The organism is Sphaerisporangium sp. B11E5 (assembly GCF_039871875.1).
Taxonomy (GTDB): Bacteria; Actinomycetota; Actinomycetes; order Streptosporangiales; family Streptosporangiaceae; genus Sphaerisporangium.
Genome location: NZ_JBDPMD010000014.1, coordinates 51,918 through 74,101 on the forward strand (window position 1 = coordinate 51,918; position 22,184 = coordinate 74,101).

Below are 22,184 nucleotides of genomic sequence, written 5' to 3' on the forward strand. Positions count from 1 at the left end.
GAGCCGCAGGTCCCCTGTGCCACGTCCCCACCCCGTCGTCGTCGCCGCGCCCGCTCAGGGGCCGCGGTCCGGTCAGATGCTCTGGATCGCGCCGGCCTGGCCCTGGTCGGTGTCCTTGGTGCGGGTCACGGCGGTGCGGACCTTCTCCCCGAGCAGGCCCACGTCCTCGATGATCCGGTCGCCGTCGCGGATCATCTGCTCCGGGCCGCCGCCGCTGCCGAAGTACGCCGCCTTGAACGCCTGCCCCGCCGAGTCGTTCCCCCAGGGCGACCGGCTGGTGTGCTGCCTGACGGCCTGCTTGCCGGTGCTCCAGGCGTTGGTGACGCCGGACGCGGCGGTGTCCCAGCGGCTGATGGCGAGCCCCGCCTGCTGGTGCCGTACGTCGATGTGGTCACCCATCCGTCACCTCTCCCCGGGCAGCCGCGCGGTCATCTGCTCCAGGACGGCCGGAAGGTCGCCGTCCAGGTGGGCCTTCATCTGCTCGCCGGGGATCAGCGGGGCGAAGATCTCCAGGACCTGTTCCCGTGCCCTGGCGGCGGCCCGGTGGACGGTGGCGGTGATGGTGTCGGCCAGGTGCCGTGAGTCGGGCCGCCGGTAGACGCGGGGGTCGATGTCGAGGCGTACGAGGTCGCCGCGCGCCCCCACGGTGGCGCAGATCAGGCCGTCCGGGGACTTCTCGGTGACCTGCAGGGTGCGGGCCCTCTCGTGCAGCGCCGGGATCTCCTCCTGCATGCGCAGGAATCCGGCGCGCAGTTCGTCGGCGTAGACCCGCAGACCCGCCGCGTCCCCGCTCTCGTAGGGTTCCACCGGACCTCCCCCGAGCACCCGCTGCACAGCACGGAAGGCTTAACCACTCCGAAACCATCAGCCAACATCAGGAAAACAAGCTGATATGGGCGGTCATTCTGGCATTTCTCCAGTGACACGGCAAGCATTGTGAGCCGTAGGTAAACCTCTGGGCTCTATATCCGATTTATAGAGAAATGTCGGGAAATTGGCTAGAACTCCAACCGCACGGCATGCTCCCGCAGGTCCCGCACCTCGTCCCGCGGCACCCACCCCCGGTACACCCCCCGCTCCACCCGCCCGAGCCCGAGCTCCCTGGCCACCGGCAGCGACCCCCCGGCGTACTCCAGGAGCAGCTCCTCGTCCCGCGCGTCCAGCACCTGGCAGGACGCGCCGCGCCACTCGCCGACCGTGACGGCGTGCACGACCTCGTCGCACTCCCCGGCCGGCACCGGCCGCACGTGCACGCCGGGCGCCACCTCGGCGAACCCCTCGGCCGGCGCGCCGCCGCGCAGCCGCATCCACACCCCGTCCGGGCGGGGGTCGGGGACGGCGGGGTACTCGGCGCCGCGCCACCGCGCGCGGTAGCCGTGCCGGGTCACGACGTCTCCCGGGGGCGGACGTGCGCCAGCAGCCACCGGTCGAGGTCGCCGTCGTACACCGCGCGCCGGTGCTCGGCGCCCCCGGTGGTCAGCTCCCAGATCTCCGCGCCGTGCGGCAGGCCGGCGCCGTCCACCCGGTACTCGCGGACCACCTGGTCGGCGTTCGGCCCGAACCCCATGCCGGCGAACGGCGGCTCCTCGATCACCCATCCCGCCACGGCGTCGCGGGTCTCCTCGTCCACCCCGCCGTACGGCACGCGGTACAGGTTCAGCCCCGCGGCGCGCCACCGCAGCAGGTGCACCGACCCCTGGTCGGTGAGCACCCCCTCCTCGCCGCCCCGTCCGAGCGCGTCCGCGAGGACGGCGGGGGTGGCGATGTGCGCGACGTCCATGGCGTGGTGGCAGTACCCCGAGACGCGGGAATCGCCCTCGGCCAGGTAGGCGTGCAGGTCCACCGGCCGCAACAGCTTCTGCAGCACCGGCGGCCCCGCCGCCGGATCCGCGTCCCGGTCCTGCGCCAGCGACGGCGCCGCCAGCCGCGCCACCGTGCCGGACTCCAGGAAGAACCCCTCGGGTGCCCCCGGGTTCACCGCCAGCCCCCACCGCGGATCGGGCCACCCCGCCGCGAGCTCGGGCAGCGTCACCACCCGGTGGTACGCCGTCAGCTCCCCGATGGAGGCCCGCATCGCCTCGGCCGAGGTGTAGGCGACCACCCACACGCGTTCTTCGTCCGCCACCGTCGCCCATGCGGGCCGCTCCTCACCACGAGCCGCCCTCTCCGTGATCGGCAATCCGAACTGCGCCACCCGCAGCAGCGCCAGGCACCCGGCGACGTCCCCTTCGGCCCACGCCAGGCGCAGGCGCTCCTCCAGCGACACATCCACGCCGATCACTCTAAGCTCCACGCGCGCCGCCGGTCGTTCTCCGGTGAGCTCCCTCTCCGGCGAGGGGGTCAGTCGTCGGTGGGGGCGCGGGGCTTGTCCTCGCCGAGGAGGGGCCGCATGACGGCCTCGGCGCGGTTGGCGACGTTGGTCTCGGCCTCCTTGGCGGCGCGCAGGATGGCGGCGGAGAGGGCCTCGGGGCCGAGGGTGAGGGCGCGGGGGTCGATGCGCAGGGACGCCAGGGAGCCGCCGGTGCGGACCTCGACCACCACGCGGCCGTCCTCGGCCTCGCCGCGGCCCAGGGTGGCGGACAGGCGGCGGCCGACCTCCTCGAACTGCGCCGTCTGCACGGCGAGCGTCTCCAGTACCTGATCGACCTCTGGGTCACCGGTCGGTGAGAACGGCTCGCCGCGCCACGTCATACGTATTCGCCCTCCGCTGTCAGGGGTGGTCCGGAGTCGCGGCGCCGCGCGGTCGTGCCGCCGGAGAACCCCTGGCCTACGGGGGCACGCAGGCGCCGCCATATGGCGTCTCACCGTATCGTGATCGGTCAAACCCCTGAAAGCCAAACAGACGGGTCAGGCGGACTCCCTGACGACGAGTTCGGTGGGCAGGATGACCGGGCCGGTGTACTCGGCGCCGTCGATCAGCCCGAGCAGCAGACCCACCGTCTCCTCGGCCACCCGGGCGAGCGGCTGCCTGATGGTGGTGAGCGGCGGATGGGTGGTCATGGCCACCGCCGAGTCGTCGAAGCCGGCCACCGCGACGTCGTCCGGCACCCGCCGCCCGGCGGCCCGCAGCGTGGAGAGCGCCCCGGCGGCCATGAGGTCGGAGCCGACGAACACCGCGTCGATGTCGGGGGCACGTTCCAGAAGACGCGCCATCGCGCTCTCCCCGCCGAGCTGGGTGTAGTCGCCGTGCTCGATCAGCCGTTTCGCGGCCCGCCGCCCGAGCACGTCGCAGAACCCGGCGAGGCGCAGCGCCCCGCCGGGGGTGTCCAGCGGCCCGGTGATGGTCGCGATGCGCCTGCGCCCCTGCCCGGCGAGGTACCGCGTCATCTGCCGTGCCCCCTCGCGGTCGTCGGCCGCCGCGTACGGGATGACGTTCTCGCGGCCGAGCACCGCCCCCTGCGCGACCGCCATCACCGGGATGTCGCTCAGCCGGTCGGGCAGCGGGTCGCCCGCGTGGGTGGAGATGAGCAGCACCCCGTCGGCGTGCCCGCCCCGCACGTACCGCACCACCCGGTCGCGGTCGCTGTCGTCGGCCGCGATCATCAGCACGAGCGACACGTCCCGCTCGGCGAGCCGCCGGGTGGCGGTGCGCAGCAGCACGCTGAAGTTGGGGTCCTCGAACAGCTTCTCCTGGGGCTCGGACAACACCATGACCACCGACCCGGTGCGCTGGGTGACCAGGCTGCGCGCGTTGCGGTTCACGACGTACCCGGTCTCGGCGATGGCGCGCTCGATCGCCACCTTGGCCGAGGTGCTGACGTACTTGTCCCCGTTGAGCAGCCGGGACACCGTGCCCCGGGAGACTCCGGCCACGGCGGCCACGTCGTGGATGGTGGGGCGTCTCCTCTGCACGAGCATCAGTTTTTCACGGCCCCGCCCGACAGGTCGGCGTGCCAGTGGCGCTGCATGGTCAGGAACAGCGCGATCAGCGGGATCAGCGACAGCAGCGCCCCCGTGATGATCAGGTTGTACAGGGCGGGCTGGTTGGCCCCGGCGGCGAGCAGCGTGTACAGCCCCACGGTCAGCGGGAACTTGCGGTCGTTGCCCAGCATGATGAACGGCAGCAGGAAGTTCGTCCAGATCGCCACGAACTGGAACAGGAAGACGGTGACCATGCCGGGCACCATCAGCGGCAGCGCCACCCGCCCGAACACCCGCAGGTCCCCGGCCCCGTCGATGCGCGCCGCGTCGATCAGCTCGTCGGGCACGGCGGCCGAGGCGTACACCCGGGACAGGTAGATGCCGTACGGGCTGAGGATCTGCGGCAGCAGCACCGCCCAGTAGGTGTCGGCCAGCCCCAGCCTGGACAGCAGCAGGTACTGCGGCACGGCCAGCACCACCGCGGGCACGAGGATGCCGCCGATCAGCAGGTTGAAGAACAGCGTCCTGCCCGGGAAGCGGTACTTGGCCAGGGTGTACCCCGAGATCGCCGACACCCCGGTGGACAGCAGCGCCCCCGCCCCGGCGTACAGCAGGGTGTTCAGCATCCACAACCAGAACACCCCGTCCCGGTACGCCGCGAGGTCCGCCAGGTTCTCCAGCAGCCCGGTGCCGACGGCGAACGTGCCGGTGGAGAACAGCTCGGCCCGCGACTTGGTGGCCGCGACCACCACCCAGGCGACGGGGAACAGGCAGTACAGCGCCCCGCCGAGCAGGATCACGGTGGAGGCCAGCCCCGGCGCGACGCCGGCCCGCGGCCGGGCGGCGGCGCGGCCGGGCAGCGCGGTGGTCGCCATCACGGCTCCTGAACGGGGTGGGCGGGGCGCGTCGTGGTCGCCATCACCGCTCCTGGAAGGCGCGGTCGCGCACCACGCGCAGGAAACCGAACGACACCACCAGCGCCACGCCCGCGATGACGATCGACGTGGCCGCCGCCGAGTACAGGTCGCCGGTGACGAACGCGTCCCGGTACACCTTCATCAGCGGGCTCCACGTCGAGCTGATCGTGTTGGTCAGCGGCCGCAGCGCCGTCGGCTCGGTGAACACCTGGATGGTGGCGATGAGGGAGAACACCGTGGTCAGGATGATGGCCGGCATGAGGATCGGGATCTTCACCCGCAGGGCGATCGTCACCTCGCCCGCCCCGTCGATCCGCGCCGCCTCGTAGTACGTCCGCGGCACGGCACGCAGCGTCGTGTACAGCACCAGCATGTTGAAGCCGACCCCGCCCCACACCGCCACGTTGGCCATCGAGAACATCACGGTGCCCGCGCCGAGCAGGTCCACCTCCCCGCCGATCGCCGACAGCAGCCCCTGCGCCGGGCTCAGGCTCGGCAGGTACAGGAACCCCCACAGCAGCGTGGCGGCCACCCCGGGCACGGCGTACGGCAGGAAGATCGCGATGCGGGAGAACCGCGCCAGACGCACGTGCGCCGAGTCCAGCAGCAGCGCGAACAGCAGCGCCAGCCCGAGCATCGCCGCGAGCACCAGCGCGCCGTACCCGAGCACGCGCAGCCACCCCGCCCACAGCTCGCCGTCCCCGATCGCGGCGGCGAAGTTGGCGAACCCGACGTACACCTCGCGGCGGGCGCCCCGGCCGAGCCCGAGCCCCGACACCTTGGTGCCGCGCAGGCTCAGGTAGGCCGTGTACCCGATGGGCAGCGCCAGGAACAGCGTGAACAGCACCACCGCCGGGGTCAGGAAGAGGTACGGCACCGCGCGGGCGCCGCGTGCACCGTGGCGTCCGATCATTGCGCGAGCTGGAAGCCGGACTTGCGCATGTCGGCGACCGTCGTCTCCTGCATGACCCGCACGGCGTCCGCGAACGGCGACTTGTCCTGCAGCGCCTTGCCGAACGCGTCCTTGAAGGCGTTGTAGGTGACGTTGACGTTCGGCCCGAACGTGAAGCCGCGCGCGGTCGCCGCGATCTTCTGCGCCTGCTGCCAGAAGTCGGGCTGGTTGGAGAAGTACGCCGGCGCCGCGGTCATGGCGGCCTGCCCCTTGGTGGAGGCCGGGTAGACGGCGCCCTCGTCGATGAGCAGCCGCAGCGCCTGCGGGTCGGTGTTGAGCCAGGTCGCGAACTTCACGGCCGCCGCCCGGTTCGGCGACTTCTCCGCGACGGCGGTGGACGAACCACCCCAGAAGCCGCTGGCGTTCTCCCCGGGGCCCCACTGCGGCAGCGGCGCGACCGCCCACTTGCCCTTGCCCTTCGGCGCGTTGGCGGCGAGCACGCCCGGCCCCCACACGGCGGACGGCCAGGTCAGCAGGGTGCCGTCGTTGAGCGCCTTGTTCCATTCGGGGGTGAAGTACGGCATGTCGTCGATGGCGTCCTCCTTCACCAGGCCGCCCCAGTAGTCGGCGACCTTGCGGGTGGCGGCGTCGTCGATGCCGACCTTCCAGGCTTCACCGCTGATGGACCACCACTGGGCGCCCGCCTGCTGGGCGAGCCCGGTGAACGCGCCGGGGTCCTTGCTGGAGAACGTGCCGAGGTACACCTTGGGGTCCTTGTCCCGCACGGTGCGGGCCGCCGCGGCGAACTCCTCCCACGTCCTCGGCACGTCGATGCCGTACTTCTCGAACAGGTCGGGCCGGTAGTAGAGCATCATCGGCCCGCTGTCCTGCGGGACGGCGTACACGCCCTCGGTGCCGAGCGTCACGAGGTTCCACAACTGCGGGGTGAACTCGCCGCGCGCGGCGCCGGTCTCGGCCGCGATGTCGGCCACCGCGTCGGCGGCCACGAACGACGGCAGGTGCTGGTACTCGGCCTGCACCAGGTCGGGCGGGTTGCCGGCCTTGGCGGCGGTGAGGAACTTGGCGGAGGCGTCGTCCCCGCCGGCCTGCTTGCTCACCGTGACCTTGATGTCGGGGTTGGCCTGGTTCCACACCGTGACGATCTTGTCCATGTTGGGGACCCAGGTCCAGTACGTCAACGTGACCGGCCCGGCCGGGGCCGAGCTCGCCGGTCCGGAGGCGGCCGGGGCCCCTGGGGGGTCGGATCCGGCGCACCCGGTGGCGGCCAGAAGGGCGGTGAGCAATGCCGTCGCCACGGCGGAAAGGCGCTTGGTGCGCATCCCTGCCTCCGTCGTCTGGAGTACTCGATCAAGGATTGAGAGCGGCGCTCTGGGAACGTTCACAGACTGATTCCCTGCTCCATGCCCGTCAAGGGGCTGTTGCCTGGTCGTTAACTTCGTGTTTCCCGCAGCCCCGGACGCTGCGTCTTCTCAAGCCGCAGGTGCTGAGCTACTGTGCACGTTCACAGAGACTCGGTAGGGAGAAGTCCATGCCCCGGCGCTTTCCGGTCGGTGTCGCCTACGGTGGCGACTACAACCCCGAGCAGTGGCCCCGTGAGGTTCAGGAGGAGGACGTCCGCCTGATGCGCGAGGCCGGGGTGAACCTGGTCAGCGTCGGCATCTTCTCGTGGGTGCTGATGGAGCCGTCGCCCGGCGCGTACGACTTCGCCTGGCTGGACGAGATCCTCGACCGGCTGCACGACGCCGGGATCGCCGTGGACCTCGGCACGCCCACGGCGACGCCTCCGGCGTGGTTCTCCCACCGCCACCCCGGCTCGCTCCCGGTCACCCGGGACGGCGTGCGGCTCGGCACCGGGGCACGCCAGTCGGCCTGCCCGAGCTCACCGGAGTACCGCGAGGCCACCGCCGCTCTGGTCCGCGCGCTCGCCGGGCACTACCGCGACCACCCGGCCCTCGCCCTGTGGCACGTGCACAACGAGTACGGCGCGCCGCTCGGCGAGTGCTACTGCCCCGCGAGCGCGGAGGCGTTCCGCGGCTGGCTGCGCCGCACGTACCGCGACCTGCCGGCGCTCAACGCCGCGTGGGGCACCACCTTCTGGGGCCAGCGGTACGGCGACTGGGCCGAGATCGACGCCCCCCGCGCCAACCACACCGTGGTCAACCCCGCGCAGCGCCTCGACTTCATGCGCTTCACCTCCGAGGAGCACCTGGCGTGCTTCCGGCTGCAGCGCGACATCCTGCGCGAGCTCACGCCGTCCGTGCCGGTGACCACCAACTTCATGACGACCAACTGCGCCTCCATGGACTACTGGGCCTGGGCGCGCGAGGTGGACGTGGTCGCCAACGACCACTACCTCGCGGCCGAGCGTCCCGGCAACCACATCGAGCTGGCCATGTCCGCCGACCTCAGCCGCTCGCTCGGCGGGGGACGGCCCTGGCTGCTGATGGAGCACTCGGTGGGCGCGGTCAACTGGCAGCCGCGCAACATCGCCAAGAAGCCGGGGGAGATGCGGCGCAACAGCCTCGCCCACGTCGCCCGGGGCTCGGACTCGGTGCTGTTCTTCCAGTGGCGTGCCTCCCGCTTCGGCGCGGAGAAGTTCCACTCGGCGATGGTGCCGCACGCCGGCACCGACTCCGCGGCGTGGCGCGACGTCGTGGCACTCGGGCGCGACCTCGCCGCGCTGGCGGACGTGCGCGGCAGCCGGGTGCCGGCGCAGGTGGCGCTGGTGTGGGACTGGGAGTCGGCCTGGGCGCTGGAGCTGGAGTGGCGGCCGTCGGTGGACCTTCGGCACCGCGAGCGGATGGACGCCTACTACGAGGCGCTGTGGCGCGAGCACGTCACCGTCGACTTCGCGCACCCGGCGGCCGACCTGTCGGGGTACCGGCTGGTGGTCGCGCCCGCCCTGTACCTGCTCACCGAGGCGGGTGCCAAGAACCTCCACCGGTACGTCGAGGCGGGCGGCCACCTGTTCGTGTCGTACTTCTCCGGCATAGTGGACCGTAACGACACCGTGCATCCCGGCCCGTACCCCGGGGCGCTGCGCGAGGTGCTCGGGCTGAGCGTCGAGGAGTTCCACCCACTGCGCGAGGACGAGCGGGTGGCGCTGTCCGGCGGGGAGCGTGGCCGTGTGTGGTCCGAGCGGGTGCGGCCCGCCGGCGCGCGGGCCGTGGAGCTGTTCGCGGACGGGCCGGACGCGGGGCACCCCGCGCTGACCCGGCACGACCTCGGGGGTGGTGTCGCGTGGTACCTCGCCACCGCCCCCGGGGACCTGCGCCCGGCGCTGACCCGGGCGCTGGACGCGGCGGGGGTGGAGCGGCCGCGCGGGCTGCCGGAGACGCTGGAGCCGGTGCGGCGCGGCGGCCACCTCTTCCTGATCAACCATGGCGGCGAGCCGGTCACCGTCCCCGGGGTCACCGGGCGGGACGCGCTCGACGGCACGGTGTACGAGGGCCAGGTCACGGTACCGGCGGGCGGGGTGACCGTGGTCCGCGAGTAATCCCGGTGGAACCTCTACCTGACCTGGAGGTCACGATGAAACGCACCATCGCGGCACTGCTGTGCGGCGCGGCGCTCATGCTGCCCGCGCTGCCCCCGCCCGCACAGGCGACGACGCGCCTGGCGACCCTGTCCGTCAGGGGCGCGGACGTGTCCAGCCTGCCGAAGTCCGAGGCGTTCGGCGGCTCGTGGTACGACGCGTGGGGCAACCGCCGCGACGCGCTGACCATCCTGCGCGACAGCGGCGTCAACATGATCCGCCTGAAGGTCTGGGTGAACCCGGCCGACGGCTACAACAACAAGAGCCGGGTGCTCACCATGGCCCGCCGGGTCAAGGCGCTCGGCATGGGCCTGCTCGTGGACTTCCACTACTCCGACGCGTGGGCCGACCCCGGCAAGCAGTACAAGCCCGCCGCCTGGACGTCCTACTCCTTCACCCGGCTGCGGCAGGCCGTGTACGACCACACCTACGACGTGCTGAACGGCCTGCGGTCGCAGGGCACGGCGGCCGACATGGTGCAGGTCGGCAACGAGATCAGCGGCGGCATGTTGTGGGAGGACGGCCGCAGCTCCAACTGGGCCAACCTCTCCCAGCTCCTCATCTCCGGCACCAGCGCCGTACGCAACGTCTTCCCCTCCGCCAAGATCATCCTGCATCTGCCCGACGGCGGCGACAACGGCCTCTACCGCTGGTGGTTCGACAACGCGACCTCGCGCGGCGTGCCGTTCGACGTCATCGGCTTCTCCTACTACCCCGTCTGGCACGGCACGCTCGCCGCGTTCCGCACCAACATCAACGACATCACCGCCCGCTACCGCAAACCCGCGCTGGTGGTCGAGACCGCGTACCCGTTCACCGCGGGCAACGACGACTTCCTCACCAACGTGGTGGGCGGCAACGAGCCCTTCCCCGGCTACCCGGCCACCCCCACCGGCCAGACCAACCTGCTGCGCGCCGTGAAGGACGTCGTGGCCGCCGTACCGAACGGCCGCGGCCTCGGCGTCATCTGGTGGGAGCCCACCTGGACGGCCGTCCGCGGCAGCGGCTGGGACCCCGCGGACCCGAACTCCGGCAACGCCTGGGAGAACCAGGCCCTGTTCGACTTCAACGACCGCGCGCTCCCGGCTCTCGCCGAGCTCGGCCGCTGACCACTTTCCCGCGCGCGCCACGCCCCTCGCTCATCCGGGGGCGTGGCGCGCCGCGCCGTGTCAGCCGCAGTTGCCGAAGGGCACGGACGTCGAGGCGGTGCCTGCCGTGCCGGTGAACCGGACGCACTTGCCCTTGGCGGTGAGGATGACCGGCCCGGCGTAGTAGGAGAAGGAACCCTTGTCGGTGACCGGGGCCTGGCCCTGGACCTCCAGGGTCGCCGAGACCGGGGTGGCGGTGCCGATGTTGCTGGTCTTCATGGTGACGACGCAGTTGGCGCCGGTGGCGGCGTCGTAGAACTGGTACGTCACGCCGCCGGTGAAGGCGCTGGAGCGCTGGAGGCCGAACCCGGTGCCCTTGCCCGCGCTGTTGCAGATCCGCTGCGGGTTGTACGGGTTGGTGCCCAGCGGCTGCGTGCGGGGCAGCGAGTACGACGGACGCGGGGTGACACGCGGCGGGGTGGTGCCCGTGGGACGCGGCGTCACCGGGCGGGTCACGGTCGGGCGCGGCGTGACCGTCGGGCCGGGGACGGCGGTCCTGGACGGGTTCGGCGCGGGGGTGACCGGCCCGGACGCGGTGGGCGTCGCCGCACCGCTCGGGGACGGGGTGCCGCTCGGCGGGGCCGTCCCGCTCGGGGTCGGGGTGGGGGTGTCCAGGCTGGGGGTGGCCGACGGGGTGCTCTCGCCGGACGGGGTGACGGTCGGCGTGGTGGTCACGGTGACCGTGGGCGCCGGCGTGGGAGTGGCGGTCGTCGGCACCGTGGTCGGCACGGCCGGCGGGGTGAACTGCGGCCCCGGCGAGAGGGTGGGGACGACGGGGTCGTCACCGATGTCCAGCGGGTACACACCGGTCTCCTGCGGCCCCGGGGTGACGGCCCACGGCACGGTGACCTGGGCCCGGGGCGCGCTGGTGCCCCCCACCCCGGTGCCGCCCACGCCGCTGCCGGCGCCGTCCGCGGCCGCCGGGGCCCCGGTGGCGTCCCCCTCGGCGGCCAGCCGCCCGATCTGCTGCGGCGCGGCGTAGTGCCCGGCTCCCCACAGCCCGAGCCCGGACAACCCGACCACCAGACCGAGGCCCGCGGCCAGCCCCACCGGGAACCGCCCGCCGATCTTCCTCCGCGCGACGGCCGGCGCGGGCTCCGAGGTCTCCCCCGGCACGGTGCGCGCCGCCTCCGCCGCGGCCTCCTCCGTGGGCAACGCGGGCGCCCCCCACACCTGGGCGGGCACCTCCTGCGCCGGCACCACGGTGGCGGTGGTCACGACGGGGGTGACCTGAGGGGCGGCGACGGCGAGCTGGTTGCGCTCCTGGCCGAGCAGCCAGAGCATGGCGCCCTGGGCGGTGGGCCGGGCGGCCGGGTCGGGCGACAGGCAGGCGGACACCACGTCGCGCAGCGGGACGGGCAGGACCGCGAGGTCGAGGCCGAGGGTGCCGGTGGCGGCGTACGCCAGCGTGGTGGCCCAGGCGTGGAGGTCGTCCTGGCCGGACGCCGTGGCGCCACCGGGGGAGGGGAGGCCGAAGTCGGCGACCCTGGGGCCGTCCGGGGTGAGCAGCACGTTCCCCGGCGTGAGGGCGCCGTGGCTCAGCCCCGCGAGGTGGACCGCCGTCAGCGCGGTGAGCGCCCCGACGGCGACCCGCTCCAGCGCGTCCCCGGCCAGCGGCCCGCCGGCCTCGACGGTCTGCCGCAGCGAACGACCCTCGACGTGCTCACGCACGACATACGGCCGGTCACCCACCCACCCGGCGTCCACCACCCGCACGGCGTGCGCCCCGGACACCCGCCGCGCCGCCGACAACTCGTCCAGAAGCGCGCCCCGGGCGGCGCCGTCCGCACCAGGCCGCGGGGACAGCAGCCTGACGACGAACAGCGGCCCCGTGTCCTCGGCCGCCGGCGCGGTCCCGGTCTCCCCGTCCGGGGACGCGGCCTTCCCGGCTGGAGACGTGGCGCCGTCCGGCGAGGCGACGATCGAGTTCTCCCCGGCCGGCGGCGCGGTGCCGGCCGGGGACGTGGTGGAGGCCCCCGCTTCCGTGCCGGGCGTCCCCGCGGCGCCGGGGCCGGCGATCCGGCCGAGGTAAGTGGTGCCGCGTGGTCCCTGACCAAGGCGTCCAAGTAGGGAGTATTCGCCTACTTTTCGGGGGTCGTCCGGCATTAATGCCTGCATGTCCCTTTTGCCTTCCCCTGTGGATCAAGTCTCCAGTGGGACATGACATCACATCGCACAAGCCACATTCCGGATATTTAGTCACTTGTGTAGCACCTGTTACGGTCTTGTTGGCGTCCGGACGGGTAGTGGGGCCAAGACCTGATCAGGGCTCATGAACGCCGCTCCGGAAACCCGGAGTGCGCGACATTTCGGGCCACGGCCGGCCCTCACTCCTCCGGGACGGCCGCGCGTCCAGGTCGCCAGCCCCTCTTCCGGCCGAGGGGCAGCACCAGGCCCACCCCGGTCACCAGCGCCGCCGCGCCGAGCGCGACCACCGTGACCGTGACCGACGTCGTGACGGCCTCGTGGTCCGGTGGGACGGCCTTGCTCACCACCCCGGGGGGCAGCGGCTGCGGCACCGGCGGGGCGATGGCCACCGACTCCGACGGGATGATCTCGGTCACCGCGAGCAGCGGGTTCACCATGCCCGCCCCGGTCCCCGCGCCGGACGCCCCGTCGGCGGTGATCTCGATGCGCCTGCGGACCCGGACGTTGTCCAGCCCGGGGTGCCGGGCGCGCACCAGGGCGGCCACCCCCGCGACGTACGGCGCGGCGTAGCTGGTGCCCTCCAGGTCCTGCCGGTACGACCCGCCGGGCCACGTGCTGGTGACGTCGCTGCCGGGCGCCAGCACCGAGACGGGTGTCGCGGCGTTGGAGAAGTCGGTGCGCCGCCCGTCGGGCCCGGCCGACCCCACCGCGAGCACCCCGGGATAGGCGGCCGGGTAGGCGGGGGCGGGCGTCCCGTCGCCCTTCTTCACGTTCCCCGCCGCGGCCACGACGACGACGTCCCGGGCGAGCGCGTACTCCACGGCCGCCTTCAGATCCGGCTGGTCGTGCGTCTGGATGGACACGTTGACCACCTTGGCGCCGAGCTCGGCGGCCCGCACCAGCCCCCGGGCGAGCAGCGCGACGTCCCCCGTCTCGTCGTTGGTCTGCTTGATCGAGATGAGCCGCGCCTCCGGCGCCACCCCCGCGAACGGGATCTCCGGCATGTCCCGCCCCGCGATGATCCCCGCCACCGCCGTCCCGTGCCCGAGACAGTCCCGCGCGCCCGTCCCGGTGAGATCGACCGCCTTGGCCACCCGCACCTGCGGATGCCGCGCGTCCACCCCGCTGTCGATCACCGCGACCGTGACCCCTTCGCCCTTGGTGAGCCCCCACACCCCCGTGAACGCCAGCCGCCGCTGCCCCCAGGACTCCCCGACCTGCACCCCGCCCCGCGCCGGCGCGCACCGCACCGGCGCCTCCGCGAACGCGGGCACCACCCCCGGCCCGACGGCGAACGCCAGCGCCACCCCCGCGGCGAGAACCCCACGACCGGCCACAGCCCCGCCTCCTCCCGCCGTACGGACCCGCCGCAGAAGCGTAGTGCGAGGGACGCCGGCGTGCGGGCCGGGTCGCGGGCCATCGGCGTGTCAACAGGCGGTAAGCGTTGACGATCACCGAGGTTGCCGGGGGAGGGGACGGGAAGGATCACGTCCGGCGGGAGCCGGGGAGTCCCGCGTGCGGGATCTCGGGGGAGCGCGATGCGCGTCACTGGTGTGTTCCTGGCCTGCGCCCTGTTCGCCTGGGCCACGGCGGCCTGTGGCCCAGGCGACGGCGCGGCGGGGCCCGAGGAGCTGAGCCGGGCCCGCGCCGCGCTGAGCGAGCTGGTGGACCAGGGTGTGGACTTCGCCCACCGTTCCGCCGCCTGGCGATCGCCGTTCCGCCCCGCCGAGCAGGACTGCCTCCGCCTCTTCGACCTGGCCGAGGGCAGGCCGGACGACGAGCAGCCCGCCTTCGCCGAGTCCGTCACCTTCGAGGGCGACCACCTGGGCGAGACCGCCGGCGTGGTGCTCGCCGTGTACCCCGACGGCGACGCCGGCGACGCCCTGCGGCACATCGGGGACCTCATGCGCTCCTGCCCGTCCGCCACCATGGACAGCGCCGGCCGCGGCGACCGCCTCGTCGCCTCTGACCTCTCCCTGCGGCCGCTCGGCGACGACATGGAGTCCCGCGGCTACCGCGGCCGGGTGGGCGGCTACCCGTACGAGATGCATCTGGTGGTGGTCCGCACCGGCGACCTCCTCGTCTCCCTCGTGCACACCGGCGTGGCCCGTCTCGACCCCGAACAGACCGCCCAGCTCGCCGAGTCCGTCGTCGCCGCCGTCCAGGAGCCCCCCGGCCGGTGACCCCTCCGCCTTCTGCGGATGGTCATGTCGGCGGCGCGGCGGGGGCCAGTAGCCTTGGCGCGTGAGCGAGACGAGCCTCGATCCAGAGGACAGTAAGATCATCACCTTGGCGCGGGCGGCGCGGGCGCGCAACGGCACGGCCGAGGGGGCGGCGGTGCGGGACGAGACCGGGCGCACCTACACCGCGACCAACGTGGACCTGCCGTCGCTGAAGCTGACCGCCGTGCAGGTGGCGGTGGCGATGGCGGTGTCCAGCGGGGCCGTCTCGCTGGAGGCCGCGGCCCTGGTCACCGATGGTGACGAGCCGGCGGACGAGGACGTCGCGGCGATCGAGGACCTCGGTGACGCGGTGCTGTTCCTCGCCGCTCCGGACGGCACGGTGAAGGGCCGCTTCATCTGATCCGGGAGAATGGGGGGCGTGAGTTCTCCAGCCACTGAGTTCAGAGCCGGTTTCGCCTGTTTCGTCGGCAGGCCCAACGTGGGCAAGTCGACGCTGATGAACGCGCTGGTCGGCGCCAAGGTGGCCATCACGTCCTCCAAGCCCCAGACGACCCGCCGCGCCATCCGCGGTGTCGTCCACCGGCCGGGCGCGCAGCTCGTCGTCGTCGACACCCCCGGCCTCCACCGGCCCCGCACGCTGCTCGGCGAGCGCCTGGACAGCCTGGTGCTGTCCACCCTGACCGAGGTGGACGTGATCGGCTTCTGCGTGCCCGCCGACGAGGCGATCGGCCGGGGCGACCGGTTCATCGCCGAGAAGCTCGCCGCGGTGAAGAAGACCCCGGTCGTCGCGGTGGTCACCAAGTGCGACCTCGCCGACCGCGAGGCGGTCGCCCGGCAGCTTCTCGCGGTCTCGGAGCTGGCGGACTTCGCGGAGATCATCCCGGTGTCCGCGGAGACGGGGGAGCGGCTCGACGTGCTCACCGAGCAGCTCGTCGCGCGGCTGCCGCAGTCCCCGCCGCTGTACCCCGACGGCGAGCTGACCGACGAGCCCGAGCAGGTGCTGGTGGCCGAGCTGATCAGGGAGGCCGCACTCGAAGGGGTGCGCGACGAGCTTCCGCACTCCATCGCGGTCGTCGTGGAGGAGATGGGTCCCCGGGAGGGCAGGGACGATCTGCTCGACGTCTACGCCCACATGTTCGTGGAGCGCCCCTCGCAGAAGGCCATCGTCATCGGCCCGAAGGGCGCCCGGCTGAAGGACGTCGGCACGCGGGCCCGTCAGCAGATCGAGGCCCTGCTCGGCACCCGGGTCTACCTGGACCTGCGCATCAAGGTCGCCAAGGACTGGCAGCGCGACCCCAAGCAGCTCCGCCGCCTCGGCTTCTACGACTGAGCCGCCTCGGCCTCCCCCCAGTTCAGCCGGGCCCGCAGGGCGGGCGCGTCCGGGGCGAGGGCGGAGACCAGCGTGCCGGGGCCGGCCAGGGGCAGCACGGCGCAGCCCTCGGACAACACGGGCGCCGGCGGGCGGACGCCGGTGAGCAGCACGCTCCCGACGCAGCGGGCGTCGCCGTACACCGCCGGGCTGCCGTCCACGGCGGGGTCGCCCACCGACAGCTCCTGGCGCAGCAGCGGCACCCCCGCCACGGTGGCGTCGAAACGGGAACGGCACACGCCGGGACGTTCGCCGTGCCGCCCGAACACGATCTCCTCGCGCCAGGACACCCGGGCGTCCTCGTCCAGGTCCAGCCGCACGTCCATGCGGTGGTCGCAGCCCGCGGCCAGCACGGTGGGCTCGGGGGCGAACCGCAGCACCGCCCCTGCGCCGACCCGGGCCCGCACCACCACACGGGACACGCCGGGGCCGGGCAGCACCAGCGTGCTCGCCACCGACGCGATCTCCAGCGTGGTGCCCGGCGCCACGTCGAGCACCAGCTCCAGCAGGTCGCCGCCGAGCGGCCCGGCGGCGGTGGACACCAGGTGCACCCGCTCCGGCCCGGTCTGCCGCAAGGTCAGCGGCGGATCCGACCGGAGCGTGCGCAGCACCGTACGCCCGCCCGACCTCTCGGTACCTGCCACGGCCCGCGCACGCAGCGACCGCCGGCCGGGCGGCGGTGTGCCCGCCCGATCAGGGTTCACGGTCTCCATGGTGGTGCTCATCGGCACGGCCCGCCGCACGCCCTCAGGTACCGGAGGCCGGCACGACGTGGTCGTGCGGCCCCGCCTGGGCGTGGGCCCAGGCCTGGGTGACCCCGTGGACCCACTCGGCCACGGCGTACACCTCCGGCACCTCCCGGATCGAGGTGAACAGCACCGGCTTGCCCTCACGGACGGCCGCCGCGTCCCTGGACATGACGGTCAGGTCGGCGCCGACGTGTTTGGCCAGGTCGGTCTTGTTGATGACCAGCAGGTCGGCGCCGGTGACGCCGGGGCCGCCCTTGCGGGGCACCTTGTCGCCGCCGGACACGTCCAGCACGAAGATCTGCTGGTCGGCCAGCCCCCTGCTGAAGGTCGCGGTGAGGTTGTCGCCGCCGCTCTCCACGATGACGAGGTCGAGCGGCCCGAAGCGTTCCTCCAGGGTCTCGACCGCGTCGATGTTGGCCGCGATGTCGTCGCGGATCGCGGTGTGCGGGCAGCAGCCGGTCTGCACGGCGATGACGCGTTCGGGGTCGATCACCCCGGCGCGGCGCAGGAAGTCGGCGTCCTCGGTGGTGTAGATGTCGTTGGTGACCACGCCCAGGCGCAGGACGGGGCCGAGCGTGCGGCACAGCGCCGCGACCAGGGCGGTCTTGCCGCTGCCGACCGGGCCGCCGACGCCGAGGCGCAGTGCCCTGCCGTGCGGGTCCGGACGGTCGTGGCGGTCGTCGTGGTTAGCTGACAAAGAGCCGTACCTCCGTGCGTAGGTGCTGTTCGGCCAGCAGATCGAGTGCGGGTGCGGCGTGCGCGGGAAGGTCTTCCCACGCGGTGCTTGTGCCGGCCGCGCGGGCCACGCCGTCGAGCTCCGGCCCGAGGCCGGCGAGCACCCGGTGCACGACGACGGGGTCGAGACCGAGCAGCCGGACCGCCGCGGTGGCGGGTCCGGTGATCGTGGTGTACGCGGTCGCGAGGGCCGCGTCGTACGGATCGCAGCCCGCCGCCGCCGCGACGGCGCCGAGCGCGATCGGATGGTGCGTGCCCTGCGGCACGGCCGCCGCCAGCGCGTCCAGCGCGGGCGAGGGCCAGATGCGCCGCGCGCTGCGCACCAGCAGCCGCCCCTGCGTGCGGCTCGCGTCCCGCTGCGCGGGCGAGGCCGTCCGCGCGTCCCCCTCGGCGTCCAGCGCACGCCACGCGTCCACGGACGTCCCCGCGCCGGGTGACCGTCCGGCGTCCGCCGAGGTCCCGGTGCCGTCGGGGCGCGCCGTCCCGCTCGCCAGCGCGCACGCCGCGGCGGCGAGGGACGCGGCGACGAGCCCGGTGGTGGCGAGCCGCCCCCGCAGGAAGCGCGCGAGGTCGCCGGGCCCGGTGATGTCCCCGGTGCGCACCGCCTGTTCGGCGCCCCCCGAGTGGGCGTGGCCGCCGGCGGGGAGCCGGGAGTCGGCCAGGAGCAGCAGCGCCGCCGTCATGGTCAGAACAGGAAGTAGCGCTGGGCCATGGGCAGTTCCACGGCCGGGGCGGGTTCGACGAGTTCGCCGTCCACCCGCACCGCGAAGGTGTCGGGGTCGACGTCGATGGCGGGCAGGGCGCCGTTGTTCGGCATGGATTCCTTCCCGCGCCGCCGCACGTCCGCGACCGGCACGAGCCGCCGGTCCACGTTCAGGCGGCCCGCCAGCCCGTCCTCCAGGGCGATCGGCGCCACGAAGTGCAGCGACGTCGCCGCCGCGGTCTTCGGTGCGGCGCCGAACATGGGGCGCGGCATCACCGGTTGCGGCGTGGGGATGGACGCGTTGGCGTCGCCCATCTGCGCGTACGCGATGACTCCGCCCTTGAGCACGACGTCCGGCTTGACGCCGAAGAACGCCGGGTCCCAGAGCACCAGGTCGGCGAGCTTGCCCACCTCCACGGACCCGACGTGTTCGTCCAGCCCGTGCGCCACGGCCGGGCAGATGGTGTACTTCGCCACGTACCGCTGGGCGCGCAGGTTGTCGGCGCCCCCGTCCCCGGGCAGCGCGCCCCGCCGCTTCTTCATCACGTGCGCCGTCTGCCAGGTGCGGATCACCGTCTCGCCGACCCGCCCCATGGCCTGGGAGTCCGAACCGATCATCGAGATGGCCCCGAGGTCGTGCAGCACGTCCTCGGCGGCCATGGTGGACGGCCGGATGCGCGACTCGGCGAAGGCCAGGTCCTCGGGCACCGCGGGGTTGAGATGGTGGCAGACCATCAGCATGTCGAGGTGCTCGTCCAGCGTGTTCACGGTGTGCGGCCGGGTCGGGTTGGTCGAGGACGGCAGCACGTTGCGGTACGACGCGACCCGGATGATGTCGGGCGCGTGCCCGCCGCCCGCCCCCTCGGTGTGGTAGGCGTGGATCATCCGGTCGCCGATCGCGGCCAGCGTCGACTCGACGAACCCCGCCTCGTTCAGGGTGTCGGTGTGGATGGCCACCTGCACGCCGGTGGCGTCGGCCACCCGCAGGCACGCGTCGATGGCGGACGGCGTGGTGCCCCAGTCCTCGTGCAGCTTGAACCCCGAGGCCCCGGCGCGCAGTTGCTCCAGCAGGCCGTCCTCGCTCACGGTGTTGCCCTTGCCGAGCAGGGCGACGTTGACGGGCATGCCGTCCATCGCCTCCAGCATGCGGGCGAGGTACCACGTGCCGGTGACGGTGGTGGCCTTGGTGCCCTCGGCCGGGCCGGTGCCGCCGCCGATGACCGTGGTGACACCGGCGGCGAGGGCTTCGTCCACGATCTGCGGGCAGATGAGGTGGACGTGCGAGTCGATGGCCCCGGCCGTGATGATCTTGCCGTTGCCGGAGATGATCTCGGTGGAGGGCCCGATCACCAGGTCGGGGTGCACACCGTCCATGGTGTCGGGGTTGCCTGCCTTGCCGATGGCGGCGACGCGGCCGTCCCGCACGCCGATGTCGGCCTTCACCACGCCCCAGTGGTCGAGGATCACCGCGCCGGTGATGACCAGGTCGGGGGCGCCCTCGGCCCGGGTCGCGCGGGCCTGTCCCATGGATTCGCGGATGACCTTGCCACCGCCGAAGACGACCTCGTCGCCCCCGCCGTCCTGGCCCCTGCTGAGGTCCTCCGACACCTCGACGAACAGATCGGTGTCCGCGAGACGGATCCGGTCGCCGGTCGTCGGGCCGTACAGGACGGCGTATCTCGGGCGTTCGATCGCCGGTTCAGGCATGTGGGTCCCCGTCCGCACTGGTCTGTGATGGTTCTGTGGCGGGCGGGCCGTGGTCGAGCGGCCCGGCCCACTCGGGGCGCAGGCCCGGGACGACGCGCCGCCCGGCGATGGGCACCAGGGTGACGTCCCGCTCGACGCCGGGCTCGAACCGGACGGCGGTGCCCGCGGGGACGTCCAGCCGCAGGCCCCACGCGGCCTCCCGGTCGAACTCCAGGCCGGGGTTGGCGGCGGCGAAATGGTAGTGGGAGCCGACCTGGACCGGCCGGTCGGCGGTGTTGACGACGCGCAGGACGACCCGTTCGCGTCCCGGGTTGAGCGGGACGGGCGGGCCGGTGTGCACGATCTCGCCGGGGATCATGTGATCGGCCGGTGGACGGTGACGAGCTTGGTGCCGTCGGGGAAGGTCGCCTCGATCTGCACGGACTCCAGCATCTCGGGGATCCCTTCCATGACGTCCTCGCGGCGCAGGACCTTGCGGCCCGCCTCCATGAGGTCGGCCACGCTTTGGCCGTCCCTGGCGCCTTCCAGCAGGAAGGAGGCGATGACGGCGGTGGCCTCCGGGTGGTTCAACCGCAGCCCACGGGCTTGCCGGTCACGGGCGACACCCGCCGCTACATGGATGAGCAGGCGTTCCTGTTCGTGTGGGGTGAGCCGCATGGCCGGACCCTAGGCAACGACCGTTTCGGTGAGGTGACGTGCGGATTTCCAGTTCGTGTCGGCACCGGCGGGGCCCGCTGTCACCTTACTCCGGCGCCCGGCGTCCCTGATTCACCAGAAAGTTTTGCTATGGGTGAGATTTCGCGGCCAGATTCGGCCGGCGCGAAAAACCTTATGGCGTCAGGGCTTTGAGGTGCGGTCGTGTTGATGAGGTGAAGAGCCGGTAAACGGCAATTAACATTTGCGACCTTGTCGCGAAACCTCGTTCGCGGACCTTTGCGGCAGACGGGTCGGTGCGGGGGCCGTATCGGCAAGGAGGACTAATTGCGGAATTCAGCTTGGCGCATCGGGGCTGCGGTCGCGCTCCTGGCGACCGGTCTCACCGCCTGTGGCGGTGAGCCGACGACGGCCTCGGGCGGTGCCTCCGCAGGAGCTGGAAGCGACACGATCAAGGTCGGCGTACTTCATTCGCTGAGCGGCACCATGGCGATCAGCGAGGTCACGGTGCGGGACGCGGAACTGCTCGCCATCGAGGAGATCAACGCCGCGGGCGGCGTTCTCGGCAAGAAGATCGAGCCCGTCGTCGAGGACGGCGCGTCCGACTGGCCGACCTTCGCGGAGAAGGCCACGAAGCTGATCGCCCGGGACAAGGTGGCCACGGTGTTCGGCGGCTGGACCTCCGCCAGCCGCAAGGCCATGCTCCCGGTCTTCGAGAAGCGCAAGGGCCTGCTGTGGTACCCGGTGCAGTACGAGGGCCTGGAGAGCTCGCCGAACATCTTCTACACCGGCGCCACCACCAACCAGCAGATCGTGCCGGGCCTCGACTACCTGAAGGAAGAGGGCAAGAAGAAGATCTTCCTGGTCGGCAGCGACTACGTCTTCCCGCGTACCGCCAACAAGATCATCAAGGCGTACGCTGCGGCGAACGGCATGGAGATCCTCGGTGAGGAGTACACCCCGCTCGGCCACACCGAGTACAGCACCCTGGTGAACAAGGTGGTGCAGGCCAAGCCGGACGCGGTCTTCAACACGCTGAACGGCGACAGCAACGTCGCGTTCTTCAAGCAGTTGAAGAGCGCCGGGGTCACCGCCGAGAAGATGCCGGTCATGTCGGTCAGCGTCGCCGAGGAAGAGGTCAAGGGCATCGGCGTCGACAACATCGCCGGCCACCTCGTGGCGTGGAACTACTACCAGACCACCGACAACCCGGCCAACAAGAAGTTCGTCGAGGCGTTCAAGGCCAAGTACGGCGCCGACCGCCCGACGTCCGACCCGATGGAGGCCGGCTACAACGCGGTCTACCTGTGGGCCGAGGCGGTGAAGAAGGCCGGCAGCACCGACATCGAGGCGGTGAAGAAGGCGGCGGGCGGCATCGCCCTGGAGCTGCCCGAGGGCCTCGTCACCATCGACGGCGAGAACCAGCACATGTACAAGACCGCGCGGATCGGCGTGATCGAGCCGGACGGCCTCATCAAGGAGGTCTGGAACTCCGGCAAGCCCATCAAGCCCGACCCCTACCTGAAGACGTACTCCTGGGCGGGCGGCCTCGCCTGACGAGG

Annotated in this window: 23 protein-coding genes; 6 read left to right on the plus strand and 17 right to left on the minus strand. The window is 72.6% G+C overall.

The genetic code is table 11. The features are described 5' to 3' along the window. Positions 1 to 72 precede the first annotated feature (72 nt). The 9 genes from ABGB17_RS15950 to ABGB17_RS15990 all read right to left on the minus strand — a co-directional run bounded on the left by ABGB17_RS15950 (position 73) and on the right by ABGB17_RS15990 (position 7,010). Positions 73 to 399: a hypothetical protein gene (locus ABGB17_RS15950; protein WP_347630053.1), complete on the minus strand. Its 327-nt coding sequence runs from the start codon at positions 397 to 399 to the stop codon at positions 73 to 75. Positions 400 to 402: 3 nt separating this feature from the next. Then, on the minus strand, positions 403 to 807 hold the full coding sequence (locus tag ABGB17_RS15955) for a YbaB/EbfC family nucleoid-associated protein (RefSeq protein ID WP_347630055.1): 405 nt from the start codon (positions 805 to 807) through the stop codon (positions 403 to 405). Between the two features lie 191 nt (positions 808 to 998). Next, entirely contained in the window at positions 999 to 1,388 is a 390-nt protein-coding gene (locus tag ABGB17_RS15960; RefSeq protein ID WP_347630057.1) for a hypothetical protein, read from the minus strand. Beyond that, entirely contained in the window at positions 1,385 to 2,281 is an 897-nt protein-coding gene (locus tag ABGB17_RS15965; RefSeq protein ID WP_347630059.1) for an SseB family protein, read from the minus strand. The genes ABGB17_RS15960 and ABGB17_RS15965 overlap by 4 nt, the downstream gene beginning before the upstream one ends. Before the next feature lie 59 nt (positions 2,282 to 2,340). Beyond that, positions 2,341 to 2,691 carry a YbaB/EbfC family nucleoid-associated protein gene (locus tag ABGB17_RS15970; RefSeq protein WP_347630061.1) on the minus strand — a complete coding sequence of 117 codons (351 nt, stop codon included), beginning with the start codon at positions 2,689 to 2,691 and terminating at the stop codon, positions 2,341 to 2,343. A gap of 156 nt (positions 2,692 to 2,847) precedes the next feature. After that, a complete protein-coding gene (locus ABGB17_RS15975) occupies positions 2,848 to 3,852 on the minus strand; it encodes a LacI family DNA-binding transcriptional regulator (protein ID WP_347630063.1) in 1,005 nt (334 codons plus the stop codon). Positions 3,853 to 3,857: 5 nt separating this feature from the next. Further along, positions 3,858 to 4,736: a carbohydrate ABC transporter permease gene (locus tag ABGB17_RS15980; RefSeq protein WP_347630065.1), complete on the minus strand. Its 879-nt coding sequence runs from the start codon at positions 4,734 to 4,736 to the stop codon at positions 3,858 to 3,860. Positions 4,737 to 4,779: 43 nt separating this feature from the next. Then, a complete protein-coding gene (locus ABGB17_RS15985; RefSeq protein WP_347630067.1) occupies positions 4,780 to 5,691 on the minus strand; it encodes a sugar ABC transporter permease in 912 nt (303 codons plus the stop codon). Beyond that, on the minus strand, positions 5,688 to 7,010 hold the full coding sequence (locus ABGB17_RS15990; protein WP_347630069.1) for an extracellular solute-binding protein: 1,323 nt from the start codon (positions 7,008 to 7,010) through the stop codon (positions 5,688 to 5,690). The genes ABGB17_RS15985 and ABGB17_RS15990 overlap by 4 nt, the downstream gene beginning before the upstream one ends. 209 nt (positions 7,011 to 7,219) lie before the next feature. Here ABGB17_RS15990 and ABGB17_RS15995 point away from each other — a divergent pair, with 209 nt between their 5' ends. Continuing rightward, entirely contained in the window at positions 7,220 to 9,187 is a 1,968-nt protein-coding gene (locus tag ABGB17_RS15995) for a beta-galactosidase (RefSeq protein WP_347630071.1), read from the plus strand. A gap of 35 nt (positions 9,188 to 9,222) precedes the next feature. After that, positions 9,223 to 10,335: an arabinogalactan endo-1,4-beta-galactosidase gene (locus ABGB17_RS16000; protein WP_347630073.1), complete on the plus strand. Its 1,113-nt coding sequence runs from the start codon at positions 9,223 to 9,225 to the stop codon at positions 10,333 to 10,335. Positions 10,336 to 10,395: 60 nt separating this feature from the next. Here the strand turns inward: ABGB17_RS16000 and ABGB17_RS16005 are convergent, their stop codons facing one another. Next, positions 10,396 to 12,492 carry a hypothetical protein gene (locus tag ABGB17_RS16005; protein WP_347630075.1) on the minus strand — a complete coding sequence of 699 codons (2,097 nt, stop codon included), beginning with the start codon at positions 12,490 to 12,492 and terminating at the stop codon, positions 10,396 to 10,398. 209 nt (positions 12,493 to 12,701) lie between these two features. Then, entirely contained in the window at positions 12,702 to 13,859 is a 1,158-nt protein-coding gene (locus tag ABGB17_RS16010) for a S8 family serine peptidase (protein WP_347630077.1), read from the minus strand. A 201-nt stretch (positions 13,860 to 14,060) separates the two neighbouring features. On the opposite strand from ABGB17_RS16010, the gene ABGB17_RS16015 reads away from it, so the two are divergent. The 3 genes from ABGB17_RS16015 to era all read left to right on the plus strand — a co-directional run bounded on the left by ABGB17_RS16015 (position 14,061) and on the right by era (position 16,035). Next, positions 14,061 to 14,705, plus strand: a complete 645-nt coding sequence (locus tag ABGB17_RS16015; RefSeq protein ID WP_347630079.1) for a hypothetical protein — start codon at positions 14,061 to 14,063, stop codon at positions 14,703 to 14,705. 61 nt (positions 14,706 to 14,766) lie between these two features. After that, entirely contained in the window at positions 14,767 to 15,105 is a 339-nt protein-coding gene (locus ABGB17_RS16020; protein ID WP_347630081.1) for a cytidine deaminase, read from the plus strand. A 9-nt stretch (positions 15,106 to 15,114) separates the two neighbouring features. Next, positions 15,115 to 16,035 (plus strand): GTPase Era, encoded by a 921-nt coding sequence (gene era, locus ABGB17_RS16025; RefSeq protein ID WP_347630083.1) that lies wholly within the window; start codon positions 15,115 to 15,117, stop codon positions 16,033 to 16,035. Here the strand turns inward: era and ABGB17_RS16030 are convergent. Genes ABGB17_RS16030 through ABGB17_RS16055 form a run of 6 tightly spaced genes read right to left on the minus strand, consistent with a single transcriptional unit; the run spans position 16,026 to position 20,625 of the window. Beyond that, positions 16,026 to 16,778 carry an urease accessory protein UreD gene (locus ABGB17_RS16030; protein WP_347630085.1) on the minus strand — a complete coding sequence of 251 codons (753 nt, stop codon included), beginning with the start codon at positions 16,776 to 16,778 and terminating at the stop codon, positions 16,026 to 16,028. The genes era and ABGB17_RS16030 overlap by 10 nt on opposite strands. Before the next feature lie 43 nt (positions 16,779 to 16,821). Further along, positions 16,822 to 17,520 carry an urease accessory protein UreG gene (gene ureG, locus ABGB17_RS16035; RefSeq protein WP_347630087.1) on the minus strand — a complete coding sequence of 233 codons (699 nt, stop codon included), beginning with the start codon at positions 17,518 to 17,520 and terminating at the stop codon, positions 16,822 to 16,824. After that, entirely contained in the window at positions 17,510 to 18,241 is a 732-nt protein-coding gene (locus ABGB17_RS16040; protein WP_347630089.1) for an urease accessory UreF family protein, read from the minus strand. The genes ureG and ABGB17_RS16040 overlap by 11 nt, the downstream gene beginning before the upstream one ends. A 2-nt stretch (positions 18,242 to 18,243) precedes the next feature. Further along, the gene (locus tag ABGB17_RS16045; RefSeq protein ID WP_347630091.1) at positions 18,244 to 19,968 is read right to left on the minus strand and encodes an urease subunit alpha; all 1,725 of its coding nucleotides are present in this window, start codon (positions 19,966 to 19,968) and stop codon (positions 18,244 to 18,246) included. Next, entirely contained in the window at positions 19,961 to 20,326 is a 366-nt protein-coding gene (locus ABGB17_RS16050) for an urease subunit beta (RefSeq protein ID WP_347630093.1), read from the minus strand. Before ABGB17_RS16050 ends, ABGB17_RS16045 begins: the two co-directional genes overlap by 8 nt. After that, on the minus strand, positions 20,323 to 20,625 hold the full coding sequence (locus ABGB17_RS16055; protein ID WP_347630095.1) for an urease subunit gamma: 303 nt from the start codon (positions 20,623 to 20,625) through the stop codon (positions 20,323 to 20,325). The genes ABGB17_RS16050 and ABGB17_RS16055 overlap by 4 nt, the downstream gene beginning before the upstream one ends. A 324-nt stretch (positions 20,626 to 20,949) precedes the next feature. Here ABGB17_RS16055 and urtA point away from each other — a divergent pair, with 324 nt between their 5' ends. Next, positions 20,950 to 22,179: an urea ABC transporter substrate-binding protein gene (gene urtA, locus ABGB17_RS16060; protein ID WP_347630097.1), complete on the plus strand. Its 1,230-nt coding sequence runs from the start codon at positions 20,950 to 20,952 to the stop codon at positions 22,177 to 22,179. The last annotated feature ends 5 nt before the right edge of the window (positions 22,180 to 22,184 follow it).

What these genes read in the sequence shown, in the direction of transcription:
- ABGB17_RS15950 (WP_347630053.1), bottom strand. Translation starts at nt 399, where the DNA reads ATGGGTGACCACATCGACGTACGGCACCAGCAGGCGGGGCTCGCCATC.
- ABGB17_RS15970 (WP_347630061.1), bottom strand. Translation starts at nt 2,691, where the DNA reads ATGACGTGGCGCGGCGAGCCGTTCTCACCGACCGGTGACCCAGAGGTC.
- ABGB17_RS15980 (WP_347630065.1), bottom strand. Translation starts at nt 4,736, where the DNA reads ATGGCGACCACCGCGCTGCCCGGCCGCGCCGCCGCCCGGCCGCGGGCC.
- ABGB17_RS15985 (WP_347630067.1), bottom strand. Translation starts at nt 5,691, where the DNA reads ATGATCGGACGCCACGGTGCACGCGGCGCCCGCGCGGTGCCGTACCTC.
- ABGB17_RS15990 (WP_347630069.1), bottom strand. Translation starts at nt 7,010, where the DNA reads ATGCGCACCAAGCGCCTTTCCGCCGTGGCGACGGCATTGCTCACCGCC.
- ABGB17_RS15995 (WP_347630071.1), top strand. Translation starts at nt 7,220, where the DNA reads ATGCCCCGGCGCTTTCCGGTCGGTGTCGCCTACGGTGGCGACTACAAC.
- ABGB17_RS16000 (WP_347630073.1), top strand. Translation starts at nt 9,223, where the DNA reads ATGAAACGCACCATCGCGGCACTGCTGTGCGGCGCGGCGCTCATGCTG.
- ABGB17_RS16005 (WP_347630075.1), bottom strand. Translation starts at nt 12,492, where the DNA reads ATGCAGGCATTAATGCCGGACGACCCCCGAAAAGTAGGCGAATACTCC.
- ABGB17_RS16015 (WP_347630079.1), top strand. Translation starts at nt 14,061, where the DNA reads ATGCGCGTCACTGGTGTGTTCCTGGCCTGCGCCCTGTTCGCCTGGGCC.
- era (WP_347630083.1), top strand. Translation starts at nt 15,115, where the DNA reads ATGGGGGGCGTGAGTTCTCCAGCCACTGAGTTCAGAGCCGGTTTCGCC.
- ABGB17_RS16040 (WP_347630089.1), bottom strand. Translation starts at nt 18,241, where the DNA reads ATGACGGCGGCGCTGCTGCTCCTGGCCGACTCCCGGCTCCCCGCCGGC.
- ABGB17_RS16045 (WP_347630091.1), bottom strand. Translation starts at nt 19,968, where the DNA reads ATGCCTGAACCGGCGATCGAACGCCCGAGATACGCCGTCCTGTACGGC.
- ABGB17_RS16050 (WP_347630093.1), bottom strand. Translation starts at nt 20,326, where the DNA reads ATGATCCCCGGCGAGATCGTGCACACCGGCCCGCCCGTCCCGCTCAAC.
- ABGB17_RS16055 (WP_347630095.1), bottom strand. Translation starts at nt 20,625, where the DNA reads ATGCGGCTCACCCCACACGAACAGGAACGCCTGCTCATCCATGTAGCG.